Source organism: Methylocystis rosea, from assembly GCF_003855495.1.
GTDB classification, from domain to species: Bacteria; Pseudomonadota; Alphaproteobacteria; order Rhizobiales; family Beijerinckiaceae; genus Methylocystis; species Methylocystis rosea_A.
This window is the reverse complement of the sequence record NZ_CP034086.1, coordinates 857,356-877,644: the sequence shown is the minus strand read 5'-3', so window position 1 is coordinate 877,644 and position 20,289 is coordinate 857,356. Positions and strand designations below refer to the sequence as shown.

The following is a 20,289-nucleotide window of genomic DNA, read 5'->3' as shown; positions in this document are numbered from 1 at the left end:
ACGAACCATCCGCGCTCATTTAGCCTAACAGACAAGGGAAGTTTTGCCATAGGACGACCCCCGTCCCATTTGCCTGGAGGGAATTCGGAGCCTTTTATGGCAAAGAGGAGCCGATCAGAATCGTGCTCGGTGTGAACTAATACAACCTTCATCCTCACTCCCGGATGTCCTCCGTTGGTGAATTCTACGCCAGCGGCCTGTAGCGCGGCCTTCAACGCATCAATCGTTCTGCCTTGCGCTGCCAACGGGCCCGGAATTGTCTCAAGCCTTTTGATGGCTGGAAGAGAGATGCCGGAGGCGGCAGCTAGGTCCTTTTGTTCCCAACGCAGGAGTGCCCTGGCGGCTCGTATCTGGTCACTCGTCACGGACATTCTCTAATTCCTATGGAACATTTTTAGACCTGAGGTATTTACATTCCTCAGGACCATATGTATACCACAGGTATCATAACTGGATCCCCGTGGCAACGCCGAGAAACCCCTTTTCGGCGCACGTCGACTGCTTATCCAAAGGAAGGGCATGAGAAAATGAAACGCGACACAACTCGCCGGGCCATCATAGCCGGCCTTGCCGCTGGGCCCGCCGCCGCGCTTCCCGCTATTGCCGGCGCGGCTCCGGACGCCGATCCGATCTTGTCCGCTCTCAAGGAAGTCGAGTTCTTGGAGCGCGCTTTCAACCGCGCCAGCTCGAAGCTTGCTCAGATGGAATCCGACGCTGAAGATCGACTTGGCCATTCTCGCCCAACAGAACTCATTGTTTGGCGCGATTATTTTATAGGCGGACATGAGATCGAGCTGAGGCGACAAGCGCTCCTCGCAGCGCGAGGATTAGATCCAGCGAAGATCGAACAGGAATACATCGACGCTAAGAAACGCGAGCGTGCTGCCATCCACCTGGGGCGGCAGTGGGACGAGAGAGCGGGAGTGGCCGACCTGGTTTCGTCGGTGAGCGATCTTCGCGAGCGCTTGATGGATTCGAAAAGGCGTTTGGCGTCGACCAAACCGACCACAGCTAAAGGCGCCGCGGCGTTGATCCGCTTTCTCTATCGCGAGCTTCGTGACGAAGCCACAAGATCACACATGCGAATATTCAAGAATCTGGCTTCGGCGTTGGAGCAATGGGAGGCGCGGGCATGAGTGCGCTCGCAAACCCAGCCGCCCACCGACTTTTGGTTCGTATCGTGCGCGTTGGCTTGGCGCTGTGGGTTATGCGCGTCGCGCAGGCTCTCGACGCGCTCGCTGAACGGCTATTGCCTGAAGATTTGCGGCGCAAGCCATGATCACCTACGATGTTTACAAGCCGACGGTTTCTCATGCCGGCAAGCGAGAACGCCCCGACCGTGGATGTAACGGCGGGGCGTTTTTTTTCGCACGCCCGCCGTCGGCGTGCCTGGTGCCCTATCTCAAGCGAGGGGGCGCGCTTTGGAGGCGCAAGCTATGCGAAATCTTGCTGCAACAGTTGCCGGCGCGGCTATCAGCCTCACGGCGTTAACCGCCCTTGCGGAGGACTCCGCCGGCGGTTTTGCAGCGATGCCCTCGGAAGTCGGCCATTGGGCCAGTTTCGACGATGTGCCCACGAAAAAGCCGACCGTGTCCACTCAAAATATCACCGACGGGAATTTCGAACAGGAAGTGCTCAAATCCGCCAAGCCTGTCGTGGTCAGTTTTTGGGCGGAGTGGTGTGCGCCCTGCCGGAGGATTGCTCCGGCGCTCGAAGAGATTGCCGCTGAAATGAAGGGCAAAATCAGGATCGTCAAACTCAACATCGACGAAAACCCCATAATGCCGAAGAAGCTTGGCTTCGTATCAATTCCGACGCTCATTTTGTTCAAGGACGGCAAAGCCGCTACGCAAAGGGTTGGCGCCGCGTCTAAGGGCGAATTGTTGCGGTGGATCAGGGGGGCCCTGTGAGCGTCTCATACAAGCGACATGAGCGGCCGGGTATCAGTGGACCCAAGTCGCAAAAGGACCCCCTGTTTCGTGGCTTCAGTAATTTGCTGACTTCATTTCGAACCGACGACCCCTTGTCCCCTGATCAGCTCGTCGCTGCCGGGTCCACTTTTCAAGCATACCTGTGCGCAGACGTGCGCTGACGTTTATTTGACGTATATTCGACGGTTTTGCTTTTTATTTTGTAAGCTATTGATTTTTTACTTTTAATACAAGCTGGGCGGGCAAGTCATCTCCGCCTTCTGGTGGCGATATTAGTTCGCGACCTGCTCTACCCTGACATGCGCCACGCCTGCCGATCTGAAGCCGAGGCTGTCGGCGGCCGAGACGGAAACGTCGATCACCCGCCCGCGCGTGAAAGGTCCGCGATCGTTCACCGTGACGACGACCGAACGATTGTTATGCAAATTGGTCACCCGCACCTTCGATCCGAAGGGCAATGTTCGATGGGCGGCCGTAAGGGCGCCGACGTGCACGCCGCTCGCGGTCCGACCCTTCAGCGCGTAATAGGACGCCTTGCCGACCCACTCGCCCGCTTGCGCCGCAGTCGACGCGAAGAGGCTCGCGAGCCCGAGCGCCAGAACTCCCGACATATGTTTTTTCACAACATTCTCCTTTGCAGAGGCCGCAGGGCGACTTGGCGGAACTCTGGCCAATAGAAATCGCTCGTGACCAAACAATGGCGAGATCAGAAGCGTCACGCCGCCATCCGCTGAGCACTTAGGATAATGATGAAACCGCGCTTAAACCTACATTGTTCCATTACTGCTTATTCTTGTCTTTGATCGACATGACAACTTTGCATAAACGCGTGTTTTAGGTTTGCGACATAAGCGCAACACTCCAGAACTATTTTTAGCAGCAAGCTCCTTCCCCTACTCGAGCGTAGAGCGCAGCACTTCTTGAAGTGCGTGCGCCGCGCGCGATTTAGTGACGTTGGGCGGGGTTGGCGGCGAATATTCAGCGCGCCAGGACCGCGCATGGATTTTCGCCTGCCAGCGCAAACGCGTTGAGACCACGATCAGGAGCTGGAAATGTCTCAATCGGTCAAGACGGCGGTCGCGACGGCCGCGTTGGTTATCGGGTTGCTGGCGCATACGGACATCGCCGAGGCGCAAAGGGGCGGCTTTGGCGGCCGAGGCGGAGGATTCGGCGGCGGCGGATTCGGCGGCGGGTTCGGCGGCGGCGGGTTCAGGGGCGGCGGGTTCGGCGGCGGACTTGGCGGGTTCAGGGGCGGCGGCTTTGGCGGCGGACTTGGCGGCTTCAGGGGCGGCGGGTTCGGCGGCGGTTTCCGTGGCGCGGTTCTGCCCGGCGGGGGCTTTAGAGGCGGCTGGGGCGGCGGCGGCTGGCGCGGGCCCGGCTGGGGCGGCGGTTGGCGCGGCGCGGGCTGGGGCGGCGGCTGGCGCGGCGGCTGGGGCAGGCCTGTGATCGGCGGTTGGGGCGGCGGCTGGGGCTGGCGACGCCCGTGGGCGCGTTCTTATTGGCCGTGGTATGGCGCAGGCCTGATCGGAGCGGGGTACGGCTTGGGTTGGGGTTCGTCCTATTATTCCAACATCGGCTACGGCAGCTGCTATCAGCTTCGCAACGTGTGGACCAATTGGGGCTGGCGGCCCCAATGGGTGAACGTCTGCTACAGCGGCTGGGGCGGCGGTTGGGGCGGCTGGAACACCGGCTGGGGCTGGTAAGCCGATCGCTTCCGCCGACATTTTGAGACTCACGCGCCCTCCCGGTTCGGGAGGGCGTTTTCGCATCGGGAGAGGAGCTGAAGATGTCTAAAGCAATCAAGGCGGCGGCCGCGACCGGCGCTCTGCTTGTTGGCTTAATCGCCCATTCCGGCGCCTCGCAGGCGCAGCGATGGGACGGATGGCATGGCTTCGGATGGGGCGGCGGAGGCTTCCGCGGCGCGGTTCTGCCCGGCGTTGGCTGGGCCGGCCGTTGGGGCGGTCGGGGCGGCTGGGGCCGGCCCGTGGGCTGGGGCCAGCCTTGGGGCTGGAGCTATTACCGCACAGACCTACCCGCCTATTCCCCGGGATACGGCGCGGCCGACGGGGGCTGGCCCAGCTACGCCAACGCCGGCTATGGCGACTGCTATCAGATCCGCAGGGTGTGGACCCATTGGGGCTGGCGACGCCAATGGATGAACGTCTGCCCGGGCTGGGGCGGCGACGGCGGCTGGGGCTGGTAAGCCCTTCCGATTTTCCGGGAGGCCTTATGCATTGGCCGCCTGCCCGGCAGCCCGAGCGGTTGCGGCGACGCTGATAATGGCTAGATTGCGGGCTTCGTCACTCGCGAGGCCACCTCATGCCGCATCATGCGCGCGTCATCATCATTGGCTCCGGCCCGGCCGGCTATACGGCGGCGATCTACGCCGCCCGTGCCCTGCTCGAGCCGGTGCTCATCGCCGGCTTCGAGCAGGGCGGTCAGCTCATGATCACGACCGAGGTGGAGAACTACCCCGGCTTCGCCGAGCCGATCCAGGGGCCCTGGCTCATGGAGCAGATGCGCCTGCAGGCCGAACATGTCGGCACGAAGCTCATCTCCGACCATATTGTCGAAGCGCATCTCGACGAGCGGCCTTTCAGGCTCACTGGAGATTCGGGCAAGTCATACACCTGCGACTCGCTCATTATCGCCACCGGCGCCAAGGCGAAATGGCTGGGACTGCCGAGCGAGGAAAAGTTCAAGGGCTTCGGCGTCTCCGCCTGCGCGACCTGCGACGGATTTTTCTTTCGCGGCAAGAAAGTGCTTGTCGTCGGCGGCGGCAACAGCGCCGTCGAGGAAGCGCTGTATCTTTCAAATCTCGCGTCGCATGTGACGATCATCCACCGCCGCGACGAATTCCGCAGCGAGCGCGTCTTGGTGAAGCGTCTGCTGGCGCAGGAGAATGTTTCAATTCTCTTCAATCACGTGATTGATGAGATCGTCGGCGACGAAAATCCGCTGAGCGTCACCGGCGCGCGCGTCAAGAACGTCGCGACCGGCGCGATTCACACGCTTGCCGCGGACGGCGTCTTCGTCGCCATCGGCCATTCGCCCGCATCCGAACTGTTCCGCGGCCAATTGACGATCAAACCGTCGGGCTACATCGCCGTCGAGCCAGGAACGACGCGCACCAGCATGCCGGGCGTCTACGCCGCCGGCGATGTCGCCGACGAAGTCTATCGCCAGGCGGTCACCGCGGCGGGCCTCGGCTGCATGGCGGCGCTCGAAGTCGAGAAATTTCTCCTCGATGCGCCGACGTCGGCGGTCAAGGAAATCGCCTGAGAGAATTCCCCTCCCCCCGCTTGCGGCGGGGAGGGGCTAGGGGTGGGGGGTCGCGCAATGAACGATAAGACAGATCGTTCAGACCCTCGAACGCCCCGCGCCCGAGAATTGCGACGCGAAGCGACGCCGGCAGAACGTAAGCTTTGGACACAGCTCCGACAGCTCGAAATCAACAACGTTCATTTCCGCCGACAGGCGCCGATCGGCCCCTATTTCGCGGATTTCGCCTGTCATCGCACGCGCATCGTCGTTGAGATCGACGGCGAGCAGCATGGCTTCGACGCTGAACGGCTGCGTGATGAAAAGCGCGCGCGATTTCTTGAGACAAGCGGCTATCGCGTGCTGCGATTTTGGAATCACGAGATTTTGCGCAATCCTGAAAGCGTTGTGGACACGATCTGCGCCGCGCTCTACCAAACGTTAGAGCCCCCCACCCCTAACCCCTCCCCGCCGCAAGCGGGGGGAGGGGAATAGACTGCGCACATGTCCGATCTCCTTTTCGAACTCTTCTCCGAAGAAATTCCGGCGCGCATGCAGCGGCAGGCGGCTGACGACCTGAAGCGGCTCGTCACCAATGCGCTCGTCGATCGCGGCCTGACCTATGAGGGCGCCGCCGCTTATGCGACGCCGCGCCGTCTCGCGCTGCAAGTGGTCGGCCTGCCTTCGCGCCAGCCCGACATCCGCGAAGAGCGCAAAGGCCCCCGCGTTGGGGCGCCGGAGGCGGCGGTCGCCGGGTTTCTGAAAAGCGCCGGCCTCGCCTCGCTCGATCAGGCGAAGATCGCGAAGGACAAGAAGGGCGCAGAGTTTTATCTCGCCGTCATCGAGCGCGCCGGCGCCGAGACGATCGACGTTCTGGCTGAAATTCTGCCGGCGATCATCAAGAGCTTTCCCTGGCCGAAGTCGATGCGCTGGGGCGCGGCGTCCGAGCGCGGGGATTCGCTGCGCTGGGTGCGGCCGCTCCATTCCATTGTCGCGACCTTCGGACCGGAGACTGAATCTCCCGAAATCGTCCGCTTCGAGGTTGACGGAATCGCGTCTAGCAATGTGACCCACGGCCATCGCTTCCTGGCGCCGCAGCCCATTCGCGTGAAGCGCTTCGAGGATTATGCGCTCTCGCTCGAGCGCGCCAAGGTCGTCATCGATGCGGCGCGCCGGCGCGACATCATTTTGCATGACGCGAAAGATCTCGCCTTCGCGCAAGGGCTGGAGCTTGTCGAGGACGCAGGCCTGCTCGAAGAAGTCGCTGGCCTCGTCGAATGGCCAGTGACGCTCATGGGCGCGTTCGACGAGAGCTTTCTGTCGATCCCGCCGGAAGTCATTCGCGCGACGATCCGCGTGAACCAGAAATGTTTCGTGCTGCGCGAGGACAACGCGCTCACCAATCGCTTCATCCTCGTCTCCAATATCGAGGCCTCGGACGGCGGCGCAACGGTCGTCGCCGGCAATGAGCGCGTCATCGCCGCGCGGCTGTCGGACGCGAAATTCTTCTACGAGACCGATCTCAAAACGAAGCTTGAAGATCGACTGCCGAAGCTCGACGCCATCGTCTTTCACGAAAAGCTCGGGACGCAGGGCGAACGCGTGGAGCGCATCGCGGCGCTGGCGAGAGAACTTGCGCCGATCATCGGCGCCGACGCTTTTCTCGCCGAGCGCGCGGCGATGTTGTGCAAGGCCGACCTCGTTTCCGAGATGGTCGGCGAATTCCCCGAACTGCAGGGGCTGATGGGCCGCTATTACGCGCGCGCGCAAGGTGAAGACGCCAGCGTCGCCGCGGCGATCGAAGAACATTACAAGCCGCAGGGGCCGAACGACCACATCCCGACCGATCCCGTGTCGATCGCCGTCGCGCTTGCCGACAAGCTCGACACGCTCGTCGGCTTCTGGGCGATCGACGAAAAGCCGACCGGGAGCAAGGACCCTTACGCGCTGCGCAGGGCGGCGCTGGGCGTGATCAGGATCGTGCTGGAGAATGAGCTGCGCTTGCAGCTCCACGGCGTCATGGCCGGGCTTGTCCCGGCCATCCACGCGCGACGTGAAGGCGTGGATGCCCGGAACAAGTCCGGGCATGACGTCGCGGCGGACCTCCTCGAATTTTTCATCGATCGTCTGAAGGTCTACTTGCGCGACAAGGGGGCCAGACACGATCTGATAGATGCGGCGCTCGGGGCCTTACCCTCTCCCCTTGCGGGAGAGGGTGGCTCGCGGAGCGAGCCGGGTGAGGGGTTATCGCCCTCATCCGATCCGGCTTCGCCGGACCACCTTCTCCCGCCAGCGGGAGAAGGGAATCCGCCGCTACAGGACGAGCTGCTCATGATCACGCGTAAAGTCGAGGCGCTCGACACATTCCTCTCAACCGACGACGGCAGGAACCTGCTCGCCGGCTATAAGCGCGCCAGCAACATCCTGAAAGCCGAAGAGAAGAAGGACGGGCCAGACGCCTATACGCATCGCCATGCGCCGAACCTGCGCATCGAGCCGCAGGAGCACAAGCTTGCCGCGGCGATCGCCCGCGCGCGAGAAGAGACCGCCGAACATCTTTCGAAGGAAGATTTCGCCGGCGCCATGCGCGCGCTGTCGAAACTTCGCGAGCCGGTCGACGTCTTCTTCGACGATGTGACAGTCAACGCCGACAACGCCGATCTGCGGTTGAACCGGTTGCGGCTTCTGGCCGAACTGCGCCGCGTGATGATGGGCGTCGCCGATTTCGGCAAGATCGCAGGCGAAAGCGCGACCGCCTAGAGCGCTTCCCGATCACATGGAATCATGTGATCGATATGGAATCGCTCGAAATCAAAATGGTGGAGCAGGTTCTCATCGAAAAAGTCTGTCAACTTTTTCGGAACCTGCTCTAAGCGTTTGTCAGGGGCAGGCGCTGCAATTCAGCATGCAGGTGATCTGCGCGAACGGATCATCCGGCGGAAGAACGATCAGCGTGCAGGCATGTATGCAGTCGTGGCACGCGTCGCGCAGGCCCGCCTCTCCCGCCGCTTGCAAGATGGGCGTCACCTTGCGCATCACCGCGAAAAGCGCGGTCTCCATCCCCTTGAAGAAGGCGGCGAAGGCCTGACCTTCGGGCGAACTCGGATCCTTCATGCGCAGGCGGACATGCGGATAGCTGTCCGCGCCGCACTTCGCGTCTCCCAAAACTTCGACGTTTTCGACAAGCGCGATTGGCACGTTAATCCAGACATCCCGCGCGACATCCAGCGCGAACAGAATGGAATTCTTGTCTGCGCCCGGCTTTGAGACGCCGACGACGGTCAGCGGGAGCAGACAGGCGTCACCGCTCTGGCGTTCCAGGAACTCGGAGGGCGAATAGACGTTCGTGCGGTTGGTCGCCATGATATCCTCCACTAGAAATCAATGAATGCCGACTGAGCCCACTCTACTTAGAGCGCCGGAATGGCGCGTCGCGAAGGATGAGCGAAACGAACCGCTACGCGCCGTTGCCGGTGAAATTGCGCGGCGCGGGCGAGATGATCTTCGCCGAACCGCCGCCGATCTCCAGCACCGACAATCCGCGTTCATTGCCGCCGTCCGGCTTGAAGCGGAAGACGCCGTCGGCGCCGTTGAAACCGGAAGGGTTGGTGAGCACGCTTTCCGAATAGCGCTGCGACCCTTGCGAACGCGACAGCGCGATGGCCAGCGACACCGCGTCATAGGCGAGCGTCGCGACGCGCGCCGGGTCGGAGCCGTATTTCGCTTTGTAGCGCTGCGCGAAAGCGTTGAAGCCGGCGTTCTCCGGCGCCGTGAACCAGGCGCCCTGCAGCGCCGGCAGGCTCAGCGTGCGCGCATCATTCCACAGGCCGGTGCCGAAAATCTGCACCTTCTTGGAATCGATGCCGTTCGCCACCAGCTCCTTCGACACCGCCTGCATCTGCTCGGCCTGCTCGGGAATGAACAGCGCGTCGAACTGATCGCGCGCGGCGGCCAAACGCTTCACTGACTCGCCGGGCGCGCCGGGCTTGTAGCGCTCGATGACCGGCACGCGGATGCCGTAAGTCGCGGCGCTTTGCTGGAACTGCGCCATCGCCAGCGTGCCATAGTCGTTTTCGGGCACGAGCGCCGCAATCGACTTCTTGCCGTGCTGCGACGCGAAGCTGACGCCGCGATCGACATAACCCTCGACCGGGAAGGACAGCAGATAGCTGCCGCGGCCCGCGGCCGAAGAGTCGGTGGAGAAGGCGATCATCGGCTTGTTGGCGGAACGCGCAACGCGGCTGGCCTCCTTGACGCCGGCGCCAAACACCGGCCCCAAAATGACTTCGGCGCCCTCGTTGATCGCGGCCTGAGTCGCCGCGGCGGCGCCCGACGGCGTCGAGCGATCGTCCTTGACGAGGATGGTCACGTCATTGGCGCCGCTGTCGGCGTAGGCGAGCTTTGCGGCGTTGAGCAGCGACGCGCCGACCGAGGACGGACCTGAAGGGCCGGTCAGCGGCACGATCAGCGCGATTTTCACCGCGCCTGTTCCGATCGTCTCCCCCTCCGCGGGGGCGACCTGGGTCGCGCCGCTGAGCTTTAGATCGCGCACGCCAGGCGCCCACGGCCCGCTCGTGGGACTGCAGGCGGCGACAGTGGCCGCAAGGCCGACGAGCGCAGCGCGCATCGTCACGGCCCCGCCGCGCGTGAACGCGCCGGCCCGCGCGCGAGAAGACAATGTCGACATGAAAACCCCCTGCGGCGCCGAGGCTCTCGCCATGGCGCGGCTATTTTGCGCTAAGGGTCCGAGTCCCTAGCCGAAAGTCAATAGACGGTCCATTTGGAGGAATTGCGGCTGGCGCGCAGTTGGCGCTTGTCCTCTTAAACGAACATCTAATATCTTAAAACGAACAAAGATCGGCGACGCGCATGACCATCGAGGCCCTCTCTCCGCCTGCTGCGAGCTACACCGCCTTTGGCCTGCGGGCCGAAGCAGAGAGAATCGAGCCGGGACTGCACCTTGTCGCGACTCCGATCGGCAATCTGAAAGACGTTTCGTTTCGCGCCCTCTCCACCCTCGCCGCAGCGGACGCGGTAGTCGCCGAAGACACGAGGGTCACCAAGACGCTTCTTGCGCATTACGGGATTTCGACGCCGCTCATCGCCTATCATGAGCACAACGCGAGGGTGATCCGGCCTCACCTTCTGGCGCGTCTGGAGGCAGGGGCGAAGCTCGCGCTCGTCTCCGACGCCGGCACGCCGCTCGTCTCCGATCCGGGCTTTCGCCTTGTCCAAGAGGCGCTCGAGAAAGGCGTGCATGTGACGTCGGTGCCCGGCCCCTCCGCCGTGCTGGCGGCGCTGGTCGTCGCCGGACTGCCGACCGACCGCTTCTTTTTCGAAGGCTTTCTGCCCCACAAGAGCGGACCGCGGCGCGCGCGGCTCGCGGAACTCGCGCCGATTCCCGGAACGCTGGTGTTTTTCGAAAGCCCGCGGCGGCTGGCCGAAACGCTCGCCGATTGCGCGGCGATTCTCGGCAAGCGCAATGCGGCGATCGCCCGCGAACTGACCAAAATGTTCGAATCGGTCCGGCGCGGCGCGCTCGATGAGCTCGCGGCGACTCTCGCCGAAGAGGATCCGCCGAGGGGCGAGATCGTGCTGCTCGTCGCCCCGCCGGGAGCGGACGCGGCGCTGACCGCGGCCGCCGATCTCGACGCCAAAATCGAAGAGGCGCTGACCGCGCATTCGGTGAAGGACGCGGCGAGCGTGGTGTCCGCGGCGACGGGCCAGCCGCGCCGACAGGTCTATGCGCGGGCGCTGGAGCTGGCGGCGGGACGGGGGAAGTGAGATGAACTTGCGCCCCCTCCCCAACCCTCCCCCGCTTCGCGGGAGAGGGAGTTCGACTCGGGTCCCTGCAATGAAACTGCACAATCTGCGTCGTTAGGGTCCCCTCTCCCGCGCAGCGGGGGAGGGACAGGGAGGGGGCATAGTGATCGCGCCCGTTTCATTGTGAGCGAGACAAAGGACGACGCCCGCCGCGCCGCCTATGTCTACGGCCTTCGCGCCGAGACGGCGGCGACGCTGTGGCTGCGGGCGCGGCTCTATCAAATTCTGGCGCGCAATTTTCGCGCGCATGGCGGCGAAATCGACATCGTCGCGCGGCGCGGCCGCACCATTATTTTCGTCGAAGTGAAGGCGCGCGCCGATCTCGAGGACGCGGCCATCGCCATCACGCCGCAAAAACACCGCCGCTTCTCGCAGGCTGTGGGCCGCTGGCTCGCCGCGAACCCCTGGGCGATGAATTATACGCTGCGCGCCGACGCGGTCTTCGTTGCGCCCGGCAGGCTGCCGCGCCATCTCGAAAACGCCTTCGAGCTGCGCGTCGGATGACGCCTCACGCGGTCTGAATAAACCGCCGCTCGGCGCCGTCCAGCGCCACTGCCGTCAACACGCCGGTCTTGAACGCATGCGTGTCGAGATTGATCCGGTTGGGCAAATCCTCGACGTTGTTATGCGGCGTATGCCCATGCACGATCACCTTCCCGAAAGGCTCGCCGCAGTCGAGAAACCCCTCGCGGATGTTCATCAGATCGTGGGAGGCCTGCATATGAAGCGGCGCGCTGCGCCGTATGCCGGCGTGGCAGAAGAAATAGCCGCCATATTCCGCCCAAAGCCGCGTTTCTTCGATGAAGCGGCGATGTTCATCCGGGAAATGCGCAAGAAATTTCACCCGAACCTGTGAGGCTCCGCCTTTCGCCACCTCCTCGCCAGCGTCGACGCCATAGGAATGCAGCGTCATCAGCGCGCCGCTGCTGACCCAGTCGTCGAGCGCCGCCGCGTCATTGATGAAGCGCAGCATCGTTTCTTCATGGTTGCCGCGCAGGGTCACGACGGGCGTCGGAAAATCCCCGGTGGACAAACGTTTCAAAACGCCATTCGAGCCAAGACCGTGGTCGACGTAATCCCCGACGAAGACGGTGACCGCCTGATCGCAGCGGCGCGCCGCAAGATCATCGGCGATCGCTTCGGCGAGAACGTGCAGAAGATCGGCGCGGCCATGAACGTCGCCGATCGCATAGATGCGCATGCCGGGCGGCGCCTCGGCGGTCGTCAAAGCTGAGGGGAACCAACGCGTCGTCATGGCTTCTCCTAAAGTCATCATTTATCGTCAGGCAGCGTTTTGACGAGCCACATAGGGCGCCTGAGGGGGTGGCCTCATCGGGGGGGAAGCCTGTGGTCCTTTCCTCTGGCCGCCTCGGCCCCGACAATGCAGCCAGACGCAGAAGGGGCGAGGGAGAGCATGCTGAATTCACAAAGGGTTTCTCATTACGCGGCTCGCCTCGCGCTGATTCTCGCGTTCGCCGTGACCTTTGTCCTCTGCACGCCGGCCCTTGCGGATACGCCGGATGAAACCTTCAAGGCGCTGGGTCTTGCGAAGACCGCCTCGCCCAAGGAGCTCTATGACGCGCTGACCAAGCGCTACTATGACGAATCGCAAGGCGCCGGCAAAGGCTCGCTCTCGAAATATTGGGAGCCGATCCCGATCTCGAAATATCTCAATCCGCACGACTTCTATAAGCCGCCGCAGACGATCGACGTCGACGCGCAGCGCGCGCAATGCGTCGAATGCCACAGCCAAGTGACGCCCGGCTGGACGCACAGCTGGAAGGGCAGCGTGCACGGCAATCTCGACGCGATTCGCAATCTGCCCGACTCGGATGCGCGCGCCTATAAGAAGGCGATGATCACGGAGGTCGAGAATAACCTCCGCTCGATCGGAACGCTCAAGAACGGCGAACCTCTGAAAGAGGTCGGCTGCATCGACTGCCATATGGGCGTCGGCAAGGACCATGGCCAGCATAAAACTGAATTGCGGATGCCCGACGCCGCCGCCTGCGGACAATGCCATGTGCAGCAGTTCGCCGAACGCGAGTCCGAGCGCGACACCTTCACCTGGCCGCAAGATCAGTGGAAGCCCGGCCATCCCTCACACGCGCTGTCGATGAAAGCCAATGTCGAAAATGCGGTGTGGGCGGCGATGGAGCAGCGCGAAGTCGCGGAAGGCTGCACCTTCTGCCATACGCCGCAGACGACCTGTAACTCGTGCCACACGCGCCACGAATTCTCGGCCGTGCAAGCGCGTAAGCCGCAGGCCTGCGCCATCTGCCACAACGGCGTCGATCACAATGAATTCGAAGGCTACATGCTGTCGAAGCACGGGACGATCTATCAGACGCGCGGCGACACATGGGACTGGAACGTCCGCCTCGCCGACGCGATGGAAAAGGGCAATATGAACGCCCCGACCTGCGCCTTCTGCCACATGGAGTATCAGGGCAAGTTCACGCACAACATGGTGCGCAAGTCGCGCTGGGCCTTCGTGCCGATGCCGAAGATCGCGGAGAACCTTAACCACCCCTGGTTCACGCAGCGCAAGGATGCGTGGGTTTCGACCTGCTCCAACTGTCACTCCGACAGCTTCGCGCGAGCCTATCTCGACGGCATGGACAAGGGCATCATCTCCGGACTGGACATCACCGAGAGGGCGCGCAGCGTGTTGGTGAAGCTCTACAACGACAAGCTGTTGCCAGGTCAGACGACGAACCGTCCGGCGCCGCCGGCGCCCGAGAAGGACGACGCCGGCGGCTTCTTCCAGCTGTTCTGGCAGAAGGGCAATAATCCGAGCGCGATCGAATATGTCTTCGCCGACATGTGGGAGCACCATCAGATCAAGCACTATAAGGGGCTCGCGCATATGAACCCCGGCGGCTACACCTATACCGAAGGCTGGTCGCAGCTCATCGGCGCGGCGGCGAAGATCAACGACGAGGATACGAAGCTGCGTGAAGGCGCGGAAATTCGCGCCGAACTGAAGCGCATCGCCGGCCAGAAGCGCGGCGACCTCGATCTCGACTCGCCGGCGCGCCGCGCCTTCGCGGGCGGTCTGGGCGTCCTCGCCATGCTTGTCGGCGCTGGCCTGCTGATGCGCCGAAAACGCAAAGGCGGGTAAACGGTTCGCCTGTCATTCCCGGCGCGCGAAGGCGCGACCGGGAATCCAGGGGGCCTTCTCCGAAGCATTTGGCTGTTGCTCTGGATTCCCGCTTTCGCGGGAATGACATTCGGGTGCGGCAATGACCTCTGGCAGTGGACGCGCATGACTCCCCGCATTCGGCTCATCGCCGGCGTCGCCCTCATCGTCTCCGGCTTCGCGCTGCTGGGCTGGGCGATCTACGCCGGGCTCAATCCCACCGCGCCGTTTGAAACGCGGCTCGCGCCGATCTCGGCGGACGCGGCGAAGGATGTCGAAGGCTTCGGACTCACGCCCGAGCGCCTCCAGCAGATCGAGGTGTCGGCGAAGGACGAGCGCCGCCCCATCGCCACGGGCGTCGTCGCGCGCGATGAAGCAGGGCGACTGACGCCGCTCACTTGGCGCAATCAGGTGACGGAGCCGATCTTCTTCGCAGAAGTTTCCGCGGCCGACGCGGCGAAGGTTCTTGCCGCAATTCGCGAACATACGCCGCAGGACGCCGTCGTGCTGGCGTGGTGGGACTTGTCGCGCGCGATCCGGCTTGTCGCCGGGCGCGCCGCGCCGCTCGACGACGCAGAGGCGCGTGGACTTCTGTTGCCGGCCGCCTGGTCGGCTGCGGGGGCGGCGGAGCGCGCGCGATGGAGCGCGGGAGTCCCGACCTCGTCAGCGAACAGCTTCACGCGTTTCATGGACGCGCTGCTCGAGTCCGATGAGACGCGCGCGAGCGAGGCGTTGAAGAAGCTTGCGGACGGCAAGCCCGCCTATGTCGCCGTGCGCATTTCGGACGCGTGGATGCTCGCCGCCGCACGGCCGCAACAGCTCTCCATCGCCTATAAGGATTTCGCCGCGACCGGCGTTTCGCACGGCCTCATCAAATCCGCGCAACAATGGATGCACGATCAAAAGATCGGAAGCGGCTTCGCTGTCGAACCGATGGGCGGCGCGACGCGGCTGCACTATTTCCAGCGCAAGAGCGACGGCGACAGGCTGATTGCGCGGCTATTGCCGTTCTCCACCTCCCTGCCCTCGCCGCTGACGCGATTTTCCCTTGTCTATCAGCACAAGGGATGGTGGATTTATCGGCTGAATGAGTGAGCCCTGCCCCTATGAAATTCCGCACAGCACATGCAGCGGAAAATGCAGGAACGACCAGTTGACGCTCGTCACCAGACGCGGCGGAATATTCTTATCGATGACGCGGTGCAGTGTCGGCAATTCGCTCCAATGCGCGTGCGGGTAAAGATGATGAGCCGTATGAAATCCTAAATTTCCGCTGCGGCGGTTGAACGCCGCATGGGTCGTGTTATTGGCGATAACAAAAGGATTGCCGGACGACTCCTTGCATCCGCAGTGATTGAGAAAATCGACATACCGCGTGAAAAAGAACACGGCGAAATGCCACGGCAGAACGAAGCCGAGCGTGAGCCACGGCCGCCACGCGAATAACGCGGCGATCAGAGTGAGATAGAGGCACTGCTCCACGAAGGCCCAGCGGTAATCGATCGGCTCCCTGATGTTTTTGAGGAAGCCTTGCTCGTAGGCTTCACGAAACGGGCCCACGATCGTCGGCCACATCGAGCGCCAGCAAAACGCCAAAGCGCGGCGGCCCGAGAAAGCTGCGCTCATCTCAAAATCCCGCGCGCGAAATTTCGTCTCGCGGCCACAATGGTGGCCGTAGACATGCTGGATGCGCCAGTTCGAGGCGGTGATCCCTGTCGCCGCGCCGAGCATGAGATCGAGCAGAAGATTGAATGCGGGCGAAGTGGTGAAGGGGTAGTGGACGTGCAAATGCAGCAGATAATTGGCCGAGCCGTTCACGGCGATGAGCGCCAGCAGATAAGCTGACAGCTCGGCGAAGGAGAGAGGCAGAAAATAGGGAAGAAAAAACGCTGCAGGCGTGATAAGCGCCTGAAGAATTTTGCAAATATCCTCTCGCCGGCAGAATGGCCGGCCGTCAAAAACCGCAATGCGCATCACGCAAACCCAGCAAAAAAGTCCGGAGTCCGCCTCTAGAGAACCCCGCCCTTCTGACCTTCCAAGCTTTGCTTAACCCTTACGGCTTGTTAACGCATCCTCACTATGGTTTGTTGCGCGACGCACCGCAGCCCCACAAATGGCGAAATTGCGGGCGATAGACCGGGCGTCGCAGCCAAAGCCGCCGCAGAGCGCCTGCCGACTCAAGGACAAATCATGAATCCAGCCGAGATCGCCGCGAGCCCTCTCGCCGCTCCTGCCGCCGACATCACGATTTGGAGCATGTTTTGGGGCGCCCATATCGTCGTCAAGATCGTCATGGTCGGACTGCTCGCCGCCTCGGTCTGGTGCTGGGCGATCATCATCGACAAGACGCTGCTTTTTGCGCGCATGCGCCGCGCGATGGACCGCTTCGAAGAAAGCTTCTGGTCGGGCAATTCGCTGGAGGAGCTTTACGGCAAGCTCTCCGAGCGGCCGCAGACCGGCACGGCGACGCTGTTCGTCGCCGCCATGCGGGAATGGAAGCGCTCCTTCCAGGCGGGCGCCAGCGCCTCCTTCATGGGCCTGCAGGCGCGTATCGAGAAGGTGCTCGACGTCTCGATCGCCCGCGAGGTGGAGAAACTTGAATCCAATCTGCTCGTGCTCGCGACCGTCGCGTCGGCAGGCCCCTTCGTCGGCCTGTTCGGCACGGTCTGGGGCATCATGACGTCGTTCCGCTCGATCGCGGCCTCGAAGAACACCTCGCTCGCGGTCGTCGCGCCCGGCATCGCCGAGGCGCTGCTCGCCACCGCGATCGGTCTTTTCGCCGCCATTCCCGCGCTGATCGCTTACAACAAGATGCAGGGCGACGTCGCCAAGGCGCAGGCGCGCATGGAAAGCTTCGCCGACGAGTTCTCGGCGATCCTGTCGCGGCAGATCGACCAGCACACGGCCTCGTCGAACCGCGACCGCGCGGCCTAAGGAGCGAGCATGGGCGCTTCCCTCTCGACCCCGGGACGCAAGGGCGGCAGGCGTCGACGCGGCGTGCCGCGCTACGGCGCCATGGCCGAAATCAACATGACGCCATTCATCGACGTCATGCTGGTGCTGCTCATCATCTTCATGGTGGCGGCGCCGCTGCTCGCAACCGGCGTCGCCGTCGATCTTCCGCAGACCAAGGCCGGCGCGCTCAACATCGATCAGAAGCCGGTCTCGATCGCCATCGACGAGAAGGGACAGGTGTTCCTGATGGATCAGCCGGTCGAGACGACGCAACTGCTCGACAGGCTGAAGGATGCCGTGAAGCAGGGATTCGACGAACGCATCTATGTGCGCGGCTCCAAGGCGGTCAACTACGGCCGCGTCGCCGAAGTGATGTCGCTTGTCATCAGCGCCGGCTACAAGAAGGTCGCGCTGGTGACGGAGCAGGAGAAGAAGTGAGCTGAGCGGAAGTGAAAATTTCGCGCTCCGAACCCGGTTTTCCCCTCTCCTCGGCGATCCACGCGGGATTGCTTCTGGCGGCGTTCGTCCTGTTTTCCGACGCCCGCAAATTCGATGATGCGGTGGAGACGGTTCCGGTCGACCTCGTCACCGACAGCGAACTCACCCAGATCATGAAGGGCGAGAAAACCGCGCGAGAGATCAAGCCCACGCCGCGCGTGGACAAGGTCGCGCCGGAAGCCGAGACGAAGCCCGAGCCGCCGCTCGCACAGGCGAAGAAGGACATAGCGACGCCGCCGCCGCCCGCGCGTCCGCTGCCGCAGCCGACGGCCGACGATGCGCCGCCGACCCCGCCCAAGCGAACCGCCGCGCTGCCGCCGAAGCCGGAGCCGCCGCAAAAGCCCATCGAAAAACAGCCAGAGCCGAAACCGGCGGCAAAGCCTAAAGCCGCAGCCCCGGCACCGGAAAAGCAAGAGCCCGAGAAGAAAGAACCTGAAGAAGCCGAAGTCGTGAAGCCAAAGCCGCCCGCCCGCACGAAGCCGGACCACACGGCAAAGGACGCGGCGGCGACGGAGAAGCCGAAAGAACGGCTCAAGATCGACGAGGTGGCGAAGCTGCTCGATAGCAAGAAGCAGCAAGACAAACCTGAGCCCGAGACATCGATCGGCGAACTCGCCGAAAAGGCCGTCAAGGAATCGAAACCGAAGTCGGGCGAGGAGAATGCGCCGAAGTCCAAATTCGACGCGGCCAGCATCTCGAAATTGCTGAGCCACGAAGCGCCGCAACGAAAGGCCGCGACCGGCCGAGCGACGCAGGCGGCGGCGCTCGGCGCGCCAACGGGAGCGGCGGCAACGATGTCAGCTTCGATGGAGGCGCGCATCGCCGCCTATATCCACGATCACTATTATCCTTGCTGGGCGTCCGGATTGTCGCTCGGCGGGCAGACCTATACGCCGATCGTGGAGTTCCATCTTTCGCGCGACGGCGAACTCGAAGGGCGTCCGAAACTGCTGAACGCCTCTGCGAGCCCGACCGAACACGCCCGCGGCGAACAGGCGATGCAGGCGGTGCGCCGCTGCAGCCCGATGCGGATACCGCCCGAGTTCATGCCCTACTACGAAGAGGCTCTACGCGAAGTCACGATCCGCTTCCAGGATTCGAATTAGTGAGCTGGTTCGTTCGTGGCGAAAGGCTTCACCCCCTCCCCAACCCTCCCCCGCTCTCGCGGGAGAGGGAGCAAACACTTTGCTTCATCGGCCTCGCGCAAACGTCGATCGTGACCGTCCCCTCTCCCGCGAGCGAAGCGATGCGGGGGAGGGACAGGGAGGGGGCTGAAACGCCGCATCCAACAACTTCGTCCATCGCGGCAATGCGCTACGCTTTCTTCACGCCGATGCCTGAAAGATATCGCCTATGACACGCTACATCACCCGCCGCGCCGCCGCCGGCCTCCTCGCCGGCGCGACGTTCGCCCCTTTCCTTCCCGCTTCTCTGGCGCGCGCCGGACGCATCATCGATCTCAAGGGCGGCGGCTTTCAGCCGGTCAATATCGCCGTCGCGCCTTTTGTCGGCGACGACGCCGCGCGCACCGTGACCTCCGTGACGCTCAACAACTTCAAGCGCTCGGTGTTCTTGAATCCGATCGACCCGGGCGCCCTGCCCGCGAACGCCGCGCCGCCGGACGGCGCCCCCTATCTCGCCGCCTTCAAGGCGGTGAACGCGCAATTTGTCCTCACAGGTCGCTCCCAACGCGCCGGCGACGGCAGGCTGAAGACGGAGTTCCGACTCTTTGACGTGACGACGGGCGAACAAGTCGCGGGCCAGCAATATGTCACCGAGGCCGCCAATATGCGGCGCGTCGCACATCTTCTCTCTGACGCCGTTTTCTCCCGCATCACTGGCGAGAAAGGTTTTTTCGACACGCGCGTCGTCTTCGTCGATGAAACCGGCTCAAAGGACAGGCGCCGCAAGCGCCTCGCCATGATGGATCAGGACGGCGCGAATGTGCGCTATCTGACGCGCGGCGACGAACTCGTCGTCACGCCGCGTTTTTCGCCCAATTCGCTCGACGTCACCTACATGTCGTTTGGCGCCGACGGCGACCCGAAAGTCCTGTTGATGAATATCGAGAACAGCCAGCGCGAAGTGGTCGGCAATTTTCCGGGCATGACCTTCTCGCCGCGGTTCTCGCCCGACGGACAGAAGATCATCATGTCGCTGGCGCAGGGCTCGACGACCAATCTTTACACGATGGATCTGCGCTCGCGCACGACGATGCGCTTGACCGACACCGGCGCCATCGACACCGCGCCCTCCTACTCGCCTGACGGCGCGCGCATCGTCTTCGAGAGCGATCGCGGCGGTTCGCAGCAGATATACGTCATGGGCGCGCATGGCGGCGATGCAAAGCGCATTTCATTCGGCGGCGGGCGCTATTCGACGCCGGTCTGGTCGCCGAAGGGCGACTACATCGCCTTCACCAAGCAGAACGGCGGCAACTTCTCGATCGGCGTCATGAAGATTGACGGTTCCGGCGAGCGCATTCTTACCGAGGGCTTTCACAATGAAGGTCCGACCTGGGCGCCAAACGGTCTCTTCCTGATGTTCTTCCGCGACTCTTCGGGCGGCGGCGGACCGAAAATCCACATGGTCGACGTCTTCGGTCGTTCGGAGACTCAGGTCCCGACGCCAGGCTATGCGAGCGATCCCGCGTGGGGCCCGCTGCAGGATTGAGCATAG

At 63.1% G+C, this 20,289-nt stretch carries 20 protein-coding genes; 15 read left to right on the top strand and 5 right to left on the bottom strand.

Annotated features, from left to right (window positions below; all coding sequences use genetic code 11):
* Window positions 1–428 precede the first annotated feature (428 nt).
* Window positions 429–1,136, top strand: coding sequence for a hypothetical protein (locus EHO51_RS04075; RefSeq protein ID WP_124737815.1), 708 nt, complete (start codon window positions 429–431; stop codon window positions 1,134–1,136).
* 453 nt (window positions 1,137–1,589) lie between these two features.
* Complete coding sequence (trxA, locus tag EHO51_RS04070) at window positions 1,590–1,910, top strand: thioredoxin (RefSeq protein ID WP_124740037.1); 321 nt, start codon at window positions 1,590–1,592, stop codon at window positions 1,908–1,910.
* 293 nt (window positions 1,911–2,203) lie between these two features.
* Here the strand turns inward: trxA and EHO51_RS04065 are convergent, their stop codons facing one another.
* The gene (locus EHO51_RS04065) at window positions 2,204–2,554 is read right to left on the bottom strand and encodes a septal ring lytic transglycosylase RlpA family protein (RefSeq protein ID WP_245434735.1); all 351 of its coding nucleotides are present in this window, start codon (window positions 2,552–2,554) and stop codon (window positions 2,204–2,206) included.
* Between the two features lie 429 nt (window positions 2,555–2,983).
* On the opposite strand from EHO51_RS04065, the gene EHO51_RS04060 reads away from it, so the two are divergent.
* The 5 genes from EHO51_RS04060 to glyS all read left to right on the top strand — a co-directional run bounded on the left by EHO51_RS04060 (window position 2,984) and on the right by glyS (window position 7,952).
* Window positions 2,984–3,634, top strand: a complete 651-nt coding sequence (locus EHO51_RS04060) for a hypothetical protein (RefSeq protein ID WP_124737814.1) — start codon at window positions 2,984–2,986, stop codon at window positions 3,632–3,634.
* 83 nt (window positions 3,635–3,717) lie between these two features.
* The gene (locus EHO51_RS04055) at window positions 3,718–4,134 is read left to right on the top strand and encodes a hypothetical protein (protein ID WP_124737813.1); all 417 of its coding nucleotides are present in this window, start codon (window positions 3,718–3,720) and stop codon (window positions 4,132–4,134) included.
* Window positions 4,135–4,250: 116 nt separating this feature from the next.
* Window positions 4,251–5,213 (top strand): thioredoxin-disulfide reductase, encoded by a 963-nt coding sequence (gene trxB, locus EHO51_RS04050; protein ID WP_124737812.1) that lies wholly within the window; start codon window positions 4,251–4,253, stop codon window positions 5,211–5,213.
* 57 nt (window positions 5,214–5,270) lie between these two features.
* Window positions 5,271–5,687, top strand: coding sequence for an endonuclease domain-containing protein (locus EHO51_RS04045; protein ID WP_124737811.1), 417 nt, complete (start codon window positions 5,271–5,273; stop codon window positions 5,685–5,687).
* A 9-nt stretch (window positions 5,688–5,696) separates the two neighbouring features.
* Window positions 5,697–7,952, top strand: a complete 2,256-nt coding sequence (gene glyS, locus EHO51_RS04040; protein ID WP_124737810.1) for a glycine--tRNA ligase subunit beta — start codon at window positions 5,697–5,699, stop codon at window positions 7,950–7,952.
* 120 nt (window positions 7,953–8,072) lie between these two features.
* Here glyS and EHO51_RS04035 read toward each other — a convergent pair whose 3' ends face one another.
* Together EHO51_RS04035 and EHO51_RS04030 are read right to left on the bottom strand one after the other, a co-directional pair.
* Window positions 8,073–8,555, bottom strand: coding sequence for a hypothetical protein (locus EHO51_RS04035; protein WP_124737809.1), 483 nt, complete (start codon window positions 8,553–8,555; stop codon window positions 8,073–8,075).
* 94 nt (window positions 8,556–8,649) lie between these two features.
* Entirely contained in the window at window positions 8,650–9,879 is a 1,230-nt protein-coding gene (locus tag EHO51_RS04030) for a penicillin-binding protein activator (protein ID WP_124737808.1), read from the bottom strand.
* 182 nt (window positions 9,880–10,061) lie between these two features.
* Between EHO51_RS04030 and rsmI the strand changes: the two genes are divergently transcribed.
* Window positions 10,062–10,976: a 16S rRNA (cytidine(1402)-2'-O)-methyltransferase gene (rsmI, locus tag EHO51_RS04025; protein WP_124737807.1), complete on the top strand. Its 915-nt coding sequence runs from the start codon at window positions 10,062–10,064 to the stop codon at window positions 10,974–10,976.
* Between the two features lie 162 nt (window positions 10,977–11,138).
* A complete protein-coding gene (locus EHO51_RS04020) occupies window positions 11,139–11,519 on the top strand; it encodes a YraN family protein (protein WP_124737806.1) in 381 nt (126 codons plus the stop codon).
* 4 nt (window positions 11,520–11,523) lie between these two features.
* On the opposite strand, the gene EHO51_RS04015 is transcribed toward EHO51_RS04020, so the two are convergent.
* Window positions 11,524–12,270 (bottom strand): metallophosphoesterase, encoded by a 747-nt coding sequence (locus tag EHO51_RS04015; protein ID WP_124737805.1) that lies wholly within the window; start codon window positions 12,268–12,270, stop codon window positions 11,524–11,526.
* Window positions 12,271–12,492: 222 nt separating this feature from the next.
* On the opposite strand from EHO51_RS04015, the gene EHO51_RS04010 reads away from it, so the two are divergent.
* Both EHO51_RS04010 and haoB read left to right on the top strand, forming a co-directional pair.
* The gene (locus tag EHO51_RS04010) at window positions 12,493–14,139 is read left to right on the top strand and encodes a multiheme c-type cytochrome (RefSeq protein WP_245434734.1); all 1,647 of its coding nucleotides are present in this window, start codon (window positions 12,493–12,495) and stop codon (window positions 14,137–14,139) included.
* A 144-nt stretch (window positions 14,140–14,283) separates the two neighbouring features.
* Window positions 14,284–15,252: a hydroxylamine oxidation protein HaoB gene (haoB, locus tag EHO51_RS04005; RefSeq protein ID WP_124737803.1), complete on the top strand. Its 969-nt coding sequence runs from the start codon at window positions 14,284–14,286 to the stop codon at window positions 15,250–15,252.
* A gap of 9 nt (window positions 15,253–15,261) precedes the next feature.
* Here the strand turns inward: haoB and EHO51_RS04000 are convergent, their stop codons facing one another.
* Window positions 15,262–16,131 (bottom strand): fatty acid desaturase family protein, encoded by an 870-nt coding sequence (locus tag EHO51_RS04000; RefSeq protein ID WP_124737802.1) that lies wholly within the window; start codon window positions 16,129–16,131, stop codon window positions 15,262–15,264.
* Between the two features lie 216 nt (window positions 16,132–16,347).
* Here EHO51_RS04000 and tolQ point away from each other — a divergent pair, with 216 nt between their 5' ends.
* From tolQ to tolB, 4 genes are all read left to right on the top strand, one after another.
* Window positions 16,348–17,091 carry a protein TolQ gene (gene tolQ / locus EHO51_RS03995; RefSeq protein ID WP_029651194.1) on the top strand — a complete coding sequence of 248 codons (744 nt, stop codon included), beginning with the start codon at window positions 16,348–16,350 and terminating at the stop codon, window positions 17,089–17,091.
* A gap of 9 nt (window positions 17,092–17,100) precedes the next feature.
* A complete protein-coding gene (locus tag EHO51_RS03990) occupies window positions 17,101–17,550 on the top strand; it encodes an ExbD/TolR family protein (protein WP_018407708.1) in 450 nt (149 codons plus the stop codon).
* An 11-nt stretch (window positions 17,551–17,561) separates the two neighbouring features.
* Complete coding sequence (locus EHO51_RS03985; RefSeq protein WP_124737801.1) at window positions 17,562–18,716, top strand: cell envelope biogenesis protein TolA; 1,155 nt, start codon at window positions 17,562–17,564, stop codon at window positions 18,714–18,716.
* Between the two features lie 247 nt (window positions 18,717–18,963).
* Window positions 18,964–20,283, top strand: a complete 1,320-nt coding sequence (tolB, locus tag EHO51_RS03980) for a Tol-Pal system beta propeller repeat protein TolB (RefSeq protein WP_124737800.1) — start codon at window positions 18,964–18,966, stop codon at window positions 20,281–20,283.
* Window positions 20,284–20,289: the final 6 nt, after the last annotated feature.